Origin of the sequence: Acidiphilium sp. C61 (assembly GCF_905116885.1) — a bacterium.
Classification (GTDB): domain Bacteria; phylum Pseudomonadota; class Alphaproteobacteria; order Acetobacterales; family Acetobacteraceae; genus Acidiphilium.
The window spans coordinates 284835-292814 of the sequence record NZ_CAJHNI010000004.1; the positions used below are offsets into that span (position 1 = coordinate 284835).

The window sequence follows — 7980 nt, forward strand, 5'->3', positions numbered from 1 at the left end:
CTCTTCCAGAGGTGGCCTACTGCCGGGTGCCCGCCGGAAGGCTCTCGATGCGCGAGACCAACGCGACGTTGGTCTCCTCGAAGACCCGAATCAGCGCCCTTGCCTTCCCGGTGCGCCCGCCGACCATGCAGAGCTTCGCCTCTCTGGCCAGGCGGTGCAGCGCCTCGTGCAGGACCTGTATGTCATCAAAAACGGGCTGACACGAGAAATGCCTCGCGCCATCGGATTTCAGCCACCGTCCGAGATGGCAGTTGTCGACTTCCGTCACGTCGAGCAGATGGTCGGGCAGGAAACCTCTGTCATTGAACGTTTTGATGAAGAGGTTTGTCCGGTGTACGTGGCCGGCAACGATCGTGTCTACCAAGTTGATGCTGGCCGGCTTCATCGGCCTGCTTTCGGTACGCTGGCAGTCGCGGATCCGCTTTTCGACCTCGATGCTCGGCATTGGCTTCGCGTAGAGGAACCCCTGAAGGTGGCTGACCCCCATGGTCGAGAGCAGGCTCTCCTGGTCGGTGGTTTCAACGCCTTCGGCGACAATATCGATGCCCAGCATCCGGCCGGCCGTGATGATTCCAGCGACAATCGCCATGTCCTTGGGGAAGTCGATCATCCGAGCCACGAATTTCTGGTCGATCTTCACCGTGTGTGTGGACAGGCGCTGCAGGTAGGAAAGGGAGGCGCTGCCGGCCCCAAAATCGTCGATCGCCACCCGGATGCCGCGGATGATGCATTCCTGCAGGCGCTCCTCGGCTCGTTCCAGGCTGGGGATCGGCGCGGTCTCGGTAATCTCGAACTCGATCCTGCCGGGCAAGATATCCGGATGCCGGCCGAGCGCGGCATCAAGGTCGGCAATGAAGCTGTCGTCGTTCAGATACCGCGGGCTGACATTCATGCAGACCCGGATATCGAGACCGCCCAGGTGCCACGCCTCAGCCTGGGCAAAGGCCGCTTCCATGACCCGGGCACCCAGAAGGCGCGCGTGAGCATCGGTGTCCAGCGCTGGCGCGAAAGACGCAGGCCCGGCCAGTGCACCAGTATCATCACGGAACCGTGCAAGCGCCTCGACACATTCGAAACCGCCTGTCGTCGACTTGATCGGCTGATAAAACAGCGTGAGCGTGTCCGGATCTGGAAGCCGCAGCCCCCCGCCCGCAATGTCAGCATGCGCATCAACGCCCGGAGGCACCGATCTCATTACTGCGAGTAGAGGCATTGGGACCATCACTTCATTCCGATATCTACCCGCGGCGCCTGCGTCTTCACCTGAAATCCAGGTTAATTGTCTGAAATATTTGATTAAGGATGAGGCGGCTGAACCTCATCGCCGGGGAGGGCGCGGGGCGTGTACGGGTGCCATTTCGAGGCCGGGGCGCCGCGGTAGCGGCGCCTGGCCCGGTGCGACAAGCAGGGCAGGCGCGTGCTGCCGCAAGACAGCAAGCGTCCTGTTGTGAAGTCGCGGGTCGACTTCCAGCGATGACGTGTCGGCGACGGATCCGATCGCGGGGATCAGGAACACAACAGCAGTCTCCATCGAAGCCTTACCCATCGTCAGGAACCCTCAAGTTTCGTGAGCCAATCTTTCATGCTGCCGTCAGCCTCGATGTTCGTATCGCGTCGGCGCAGCATCATTTTCGAATCCAACTCTATCCCGAGAATAATATTAGAACCAAGAATTTTCGACTACATCCGGAAAAATACGACCATCACGCCCCGTCTTGCCGGTATTTTGCTTGTTTTAACGTGGCGCAGTTTACTATACTAGCGCGATGGAGAACCAGGATATCACCGCTGGTAACGAAGATCTGATCGATGCCGCAGAACTGGACGAGCACATCGACCGCCTGCCGGACGATGCGAGTATCCGTCGGTGGCTTGCATCGCTGCCGCCCTATCTTGCTGATTTCGGACGAGACCTGCCTCAGGAGGATCTCGGCGTCCTTCTGAAAATCGCCATGCGGTCTGATGTCGATGAGCCCGACTTCGCATCTGTCTGCGATGATATGGGGCGGGGCGGCCGACTCAGGATGCTCGCCGTGATGATGGCGTCAATGGACGGCGACGGCCACCTCCTGATGGAGATCCTGCTGGGCCACGGGCCGGCGCAGAGCATGATCCGCGAGGACATCGACACCCTTGCGGCCCGCATCGGCTCTCGCGCGCTCGAGATGCTGATCGAGACACCCGGCTTCATTGCAGGGGTACGAGCGGCAATGCCGCTCGTGTCGCGTTCGCCGTCGATGGCGAGGTTCCCCCGCAACACCATGGAGCGTTCCGATGCGTAGCCGGGTCAGAGTCATAAGGGTCGCCATCGGCGCCTCAGCCTTGCTGGCGGCCGCCTCGCTCGCCGCGGTCGCGCAGACAAGCTGGAACGACCCGTCGCTCGGTGTTTCCAGCAGCACGGCCACGAAATCGACCGGGGACTGCTGGGCGCCGGTCCAACAGCACCTTGCCGCCGCCGAGCAACAGTCAATCGCCAACGGGTCGATGCTTGCCTCGCAAAACTTCCAGTTCCTGCCGCATGGGCAGACTTTCTCGCAGGCGTCCTGCCTGTCGAACCTGTTGAGCGGTAGCCTCGACACTCTTTTCACTCCGCCCAACCTCAGCGGGATTGTGAGTGCGGTCGTGAGCAAGGCGTGCTCGATCGCGACAAACTACGAGCAACAGGCGATCGCCCCGGTTGCGCGAGGTTTGCAGCAGGGGCTGCCGTCCTATGAGATCGCTCCTGGCATTTCCACAGGCGCGATCTCAGGCGGGATGTACATTTCTCCCAGTGTCGGGGGCGGCAGCGCGGGTCCGGTTTCCGTCAATGTGACACCAATGCTCGGCGGACAGGGCGAGAACTTCACATCGCAAACCTACTTCAACGGTCTTTTGGGGAAACAATGAGCATTTCCATCCGCGCGCTCCTCCTTTCTGGCGCCGTGGCCCTGCCCGGCCTGGCGCTCGCCGCGTCACCGACGCCCGTTCAGTTTTCAGCCAAGGGGGCCGCAGCGACGCAGGCTGATCAGGTGTATGCCGCCTTCCTGCGCAGCCATCCAAAGGCCCGCCTGGAAGCCGCCAGTCTCGACCTCTGGCACGGACACACCAGCGTTCTCGCCGTCCGGTTCGTCGACCCCTCGACCTGCACCGGTGACGAGTGCCACACCGTGCTGCTCGATCAGGTGGCCGGCCGCTGGCACGAGATGATGGCGCAGCGGCTGAGCACCCTCGCCGTCATCCCTCATCCGGCCGCAGCTCCGGCAAACCTCATGGTTGACGGCAGGCATGTCTGGCAGCGGCTCGCCGATACCTTTGTGCCCCAGATCCAGAGTTACATCGACGGCGCGCCGATGGTCGCCTCGACTCCGGTGGACGCATCCCATGCCGCCGTGATGGCGTCATATCTCGGGGCGGCCAAGGCGTTCGTGATGCAGTCGGTCAAGGTCGGCGGCAAGCTTGGCACGATCGACGTCGTTCAGCCTACGGGGGTGAATTGCGGCGAGGCCGGATGCCCGATGGTCGTTTTCGGCAACCAGCATCCGGTGCTTTCAACCACATCGCCGGGCCTGTTCGGCCTCGCGCCGGGCGCAGACACCGTCGATGGCGTCCGGGGACTCGTCGTGGCTGTCGTGAACGGGCTTGACTTCTACCGGTGGGACACCGCTGCCGGCAAATACGAGATGACACGGACGACCTATACGTCGTCCGTTACCCCGGTGCCGTGACATGAGCTCGTCAGGCTGGAGCCTTGTTCGCGCCCTTCTCGGCGCGACCGCTCTCGTAGCGGTCGCTTCCGGCGCAGCGCATGCCGCGTCGGGGCAGTGGATCAGCGATCTCGCCATGAAGGAGAGCGGCGGGAACCAATACCAGACGAACCCATATTCCACGGCAATCGGGTCCTACCAGCTCACAGAGGCCGCGCTGGTGAGCGCTGGTTATGCGACGCAGACCGGCCCTGTCACCGCGGCCGACTACAACGGCAACGACAGCAATCTCGTCTTCACCGGCAAGGATGGCGTCAATTCGGTCCAGGACTTCATGGCCAACCAGGCCGCCCAGACCAATGCGGCGGAGACTTACGCCAAGCAGGTCTACGGAACACTGAGCTCAAACGGGACGGTCTCCCAATATATGGGCCAGACGGTCAACGGTCAGGTGATGAACCAGTCGGCCATGCTGACCGGAGCCTATGTGCTCGGCCCGCAAGGGTTCAAGGACTACCTGGCGAATGGCGGGAAGGTCTACACCAACGGGGTCTACGATCCGACGCTGACGGCCGAGGTGCAGTCGCGTATCGCCGACGGCTCGCAGTATAACGCGTCGGCCATTACAGGCGGCTACACTACCGTGCCGAACAGTGAGCCGGGCGCAAACACTGGGCCGGTGACGCCGAATACGGTGGCCAGTTCGCTCTACTGCAACCCTTATGTATCAAAGCTCCTGGTTGAAGGTGCGAAGGGCTTCGTCAACCAGGCGCGCGCCGAGGTGATTGACCCTCAGACTGGCTACACCCTGCTTAACGGGAACAGCGTCGCCCAGGCCGCCGGCCTGGCTCCGGGCGGCTCTACAGTGGGCGGCGGCACCGGCACGTTCGGCGAGTTCGGGTGCCTCTCCAACCTGCTGGGCGGAAGCCTCAATGTGCTGTTTGAGCCACCCAACCTCTCCGGCATCCTGCAGCAGCTGGAGAATTCGGTCTGCTCGGCCGCCCAGAGCGAGATGTCGAACCTCGTCCAGCCTGTCACCAACGCCCTGTTCAACAACACCAGCCTCGGCGGCTTCTTCCCCGGCCTCGGGCTCGGCGCGCTTGCTGGCGGCATATCGACCAGCCTTACACAGGGCGGCGGTAACGGCTTCTCCGTCAATGGTGGGGTTGGCTCTTCAACGACCTGGTACTCGAGCACCGGCACGCCGGGGCAGGCCCAGGTCTACTTCAACGGTCTGCTGGGAGGATCCCACTGATGTGCCGCAAAATCCTCATGGGGACCGCGCTCGTCTCCATCCTGTTCACGGCCGCCCCCGGCATCGCCATGGCCAGTTACGATCCGGCCGTGCAGCAAGCCGTCATCGCCGCCAACAGGAGCATCACCTCAGCGGTGAACCAGAATGCCTCGACCATCAGTTCAAGCCTGCAGACGGACTTGCGCCTGCTGTCGGGGCAGAACACCTTGAATTCCAAGGGGGTGATTCAGGCGCTCAGCAACATCGCCACCGAGCAGGACAACCGAGCCGTCGAGTTGAAGATTGAGCAGGCCACGCTCAACGCCGAGAATCAGGCGAGTTCAGGCACGTCGGCTTGCAACATGATCACCGGCACTCTTGCAGGTCAGGCCATCAACGCGCAGGTCGCTCAGGCCCAGGAGCAGGGTACCGATGCCGAGCTCGCCTGGGAGATGGGTGGCGACAAGACGACGCCCTCGCCGAGCTACAACGGACAGGCCAGTGCGGTCGACAGTCTCATAGCCGCGCACTGTCAGAACAGCGCGACTGAGCAGGATGTCGAGGAAGGGCTTTGCCCGGCCGTCACTGCGCCGGCCTCCAGCCAGCCCGGCGCAGCTGGCGCGGTGAGCAACACGGTGCCGCCCGATGTTGACGGCGGAAGGATGATCAACCAGCCCAACGACGTCATTCCGGCGAATATGATGCCGTCGATGAAGCAGTTCATGGCGCTGGCCTTCAATCCAAATCCGATGGGTGCGATGCCGCCCGGTGGTGCCACCAGCCAGAGCGGCAAGCAGGAGGCTTACGACCGCCTCGTCGCCGCTGCCCAGGCATCAATCCCCGACAGCGTGGTGGCCGGCGTTCTGGCCGCCCGGACCCCTCTCCCGGACAGCAACCAGCAGATTCAGGGTGGCAGCGTTGGGGCGGGCCCGGTCTCGGTCACCCAGTGGGCAAATGGCACCGAGCAGCAGATTGCCGGTGCGGGCGCGGAGCCTGCCGGCGGCTACTTTCCCAATGGCGTGTCAGAAGATGCGTGGATCACGGTCAGGGCTGATGGCTGGTACATGAACCCGGATTGGTCCATTGCTCTGAACGGATATTCCGAGACCCAGGCGGTCAAGGATCTCGCGATGATTGCGTCGTTCCGAGCCTTCCTGCAGAACAAGCAGTATCACCAGGGTGAGAAGGAGTTGCTTCTCCTCGCCTCCATCGATCGGTCGCTGCAGACACTCGTCCACATGCACTGATCGCGTGTTGCTTGCATGTCCCCCGTCTACAATCGTCTGAACCAGACACTCGACAGGGCGTAATCCCATGAGCGACGACGAGCAGACCAACAAGCCTGAGGCCGGTAATGGCGAGCCGCCCCCGAAGGTTGTGAGCCTCCGGGGGCGGCGCCCGATCCGCATGCAGGATCTGAGCGACGACCCCACCCCTGTAGAGCCGCCCGAACCGGACATCGACCATCGGACGAACCTGGAAAAGGCCCGCGATATAGTGGCTGCCGTGCAGGGGGAGATCGACGAGAAATTCGGCCTGCAGGCCACTTTTGCCCGGCTGGATGCGGAGGATGCGGAAGAGCGGCAGAGGCGCGAGCGTCGCATGCTTCAGATGCAGGCCATTGCAAAGGCCCAGCAGGCCGGGCTGCATACGACTACCAGAGGCGCATCAACGATGACTACGACTACGCCAGGGCATACCTCGAACAGGAATCGGACGAGCCTCCCGAGCGGCTGATTGTTCAGTCGACGGCGCCGAACTTCGCACAAAACGCTCCTGGAACGGCCGCTGCTACGCCGGATAGTGATGCATGGGCCGGAGACAGCCCGGAAGCCATTGCCGCCGCGGCGACAACTCACGACCATGATGCCGGTACTGGCGAAGGCCGGCGCTCATCATGGCACGGGCGATTGATGAGTGCCGGCGGATCGATCTTGAGCTCGGTGAAAATCCGGACCCGGTCGAAGTGATGATGGCCGAGGCAAAGAAGCGGATCATCATGCGGACGGCGACAGATGCCGCGCGCAAGGTTGGCGACCTGAACCAGGACGATCAGATTCTGGCTCGAGAGATGCAGTCCTACAACCAGACCAGCAAGGGCGGCTCGGTGTCGTTTCTCGGCGCTCTCGCCCAAGGGCTTCTTGGTGGCAACGCCCGTGCGCACCGTGTGGCAAAAGAGATGAGGGAAATCGTCGACCGCCGGCGTCAGGTGATCGAAAAAATGGATCTCGAGCGGCGTTGGCTGACCACAGCGGCGGACCGGGTGATCGAAAAGCACCGCGATGCGCGGGCCAGTTTCGAGGGCGCGGCGGGTATCCTGTCCGAGGCCGGCCGGGTCTTCGGCGATACCGAGATCGGCCGCGAGCTTGCCGCATCGGTGACGATCGCCGCCCAGCAGGCCGATGTGCCCGTCGAGCAGCTGGTTCGCCAGATCTCCGGACACGAGCCGGTCAGTCCTGGCAACCGACAGGTCGTCGACCAGCTGCGGACCCAGTATGGTGAGGCAATGGAGCGGGCCGGTGATGACGCAGCCGAGGCGCGCTCAGCTTCCGCCCTTGCCAGGGAGCAGCTGGCCCGCGGGCGGTCCGCGATCGAAGATGCGATCAACGGGCTTGAGATGCTGGCAAAGAACAGTCCTGACCTTGAAGGGCTCGACCGCGGCAAGCTGGCGGACTGGTTCGGCGATTCAACCCAGCCGCTGGATGGCGCGATGGACGTCACCAGTCCGGCTGCCATCGCCGCCGAGCGCGGGAGGCTGAACGCTCAGATCGCCGAGCGCATCCAGGCAATCTTCGAGATGATTGACCGGGTGCTGCGCGCGGTCGTGAACCGGATCAGCGCCGGTCGTCATGGAGTCGAGGCCGCAGCCGCGGCGGAGGCGGAACCGGCGCCTTCCGTCTGATGCCCCGCGATCTCTGGATCATAGAGGCGCCGGGCAAGATCGCCACGCTCAGCAAGAGCCTCGCGGCCCTGAACCGCGAGGCTGATGTGATCGCGACGTCCGGCTACATTATGACGTTCAGAGGCTGGCTCGGGATCACCCCGGACCTCCGGGACAAGGGG

General features: G+C 63.2%; 8 protein-coding genes. 7 read left to right on the top strand and 1 reads right to left on the bottom strand.

Features of this window, described 5'->3' with window-relative positions:
• Positions 1-16: 16 nt before the first annotated feature.
• Positions 17-1186: an EAL domain-containing protein gene (locus HUW10_RS02895; protein WP_174501871.1), complete on the bottom strand. Its 1170-nt coding sequence runs from the start codon at positions 1184-1186 to the stop codon at positions 17-19.
• A 580-nt stretch (positions 1187-1766) separates the two neighbouring features.
• Between HUW10_RS02895 and HUW10_RS02900 the strand changes: the two genes are divergently transcribed.
• From HUW10_RS02900 to HUW10_RS02930, 7 genes are all read left to right on the top strand, one after another.
• Positions 1767-2282 carry a hypothetical protein gene (locus HUW10_RS02900; protein WP_174501872.1) on the top strand — a complete coding sequence of 172 codons (516 nt, stop codon included), beginning with the start codon at positions 1767-1769 and terminating at the stop codon, positions 2280-2282.
• Positions 2275-2886 carry a hypothetical protein gene (locus tag HUW10_RS02905; protein ID WP_174501873.1) on the top strand — a complete coding sequence of 204 codons (612 nt, stop codon included), beginning with the start codon at positions 2275-2277 and terminating at the stop codon, positions 2884-2886. Before HUW10_RS02900 ends, HUW10_RS02905 begins: the two co-directional genes overlap by 8 nt.
• Positions 2883-3704 carry a hypothetical protein gene (locus HUW10_RS02910; RefSeq protein ID WP_174501874.1) on the top strand — a complete coding sequence of 274 codons (822 nt, stop codon included), beginning with the start codon at positions 2883-2885 and terminating at the stop codon, positions 3702-3704. Before HUW10_RS02905 ends, HUW10_RS02910 begins: the two co-directional genes overlap by 4 nt.
• A 1-nt stretch (position 3705) precedes the next feature.
• Entirely contained in the window at positions 3706-4938 is a 1233-nt protein-coding gene (locus HUW10_RS02915; RefSeq protein WP_174501875.1) for a hypothetical protein, read from the top strand.
• On the top strand, positions 4938-6164 hold the full coding sequence (locus HUW10_RS02920) for a hypothetical protein (protein ID WP_174501876.1): 1227 nt from the start codon (positions 4938-4940) through the stop codon (positions 6162-6164). The genes HUW10_RS02915 and HUW10_RS02920 overlap by 1 nt, the downstream gene beginning before the upstream one ends.
• A 67-nt stretch (positions 6165-6231) precedes the next feature.
• Complete coding sequence (locus HUW10_RS02925) at positions 6232-6654, top strand: hypothetical protein (protein ID WP_174502117.1); 423 nt, start codon at positions 6232-6234, stop codon at positions 6652-6654.
• Between the two features lie 160 nt (positions 6655-6814).
• A complete protein-coding gene (locus HUW10_RS02930; RefSeq protein ID WP_174502118.1) occupies positions 6815-7819 on the top strand; it encodes a hypothetical protein in 1005 nt (334 codons plus the stop codon).
• Positions 7820-7980: the final 161 nt, after the last annotated feature.

Excerpts from the sequence above, each read along its gene's own strand:
- HUW10_RS02900 (WP_174501872.1), top strand. The coding sequence starts at position 1,767 with ATGGAGAACCAGGATATCACCGCTGGTAACGAAGATCTGATCGATGCC.
- HUW10_RS02905 (WP_174501873.1), top strand. The coding sequence starts at position 2,275 with ATGCGTAGCCGGGTCAGAGTCATAAGGGTCGCCATCGGCGCCTCAGCC.
- HUW10_RS02910 (WP_174501874.1), top strand. The coding sequence starts at position 2,883 with ATGAGCATTTCCATCCGCGCGCTCCTCCTTTCTGGCGCCGTGGCCCTG.
- HUW10_RS02915 (WP_174501875.1), top strand. The coding sequence starts at position 3,706 with ATGAGCTCGTCAGGCTGGAGCCTTGTTCGCGCCCTTCTCGGCGCGACC.
- HUW10_RS02920 (WP_174501876.1), top strand. The coding sequence starts at position 4,938 with ATGTGCCGCAAAATCCTCATGGGGACCGCGCTCGTCTCCATCCTGTTC.
- HUW10_RS02925 (WP_174502117.1), top strand. The coding sequence starts at position 6,232 with ATGAGCGACGACGAGCAGACCAACAAGCCTGAGGCCGGTAATGGCGAG.
- HUW10_RS02930 (WP_174502118.1), top strand. The coding sequence starts at position 6,815 with ATGGCACGGGCGATTGATGAGTGCCGGCGGATCGATCTTGAGCTCGGT.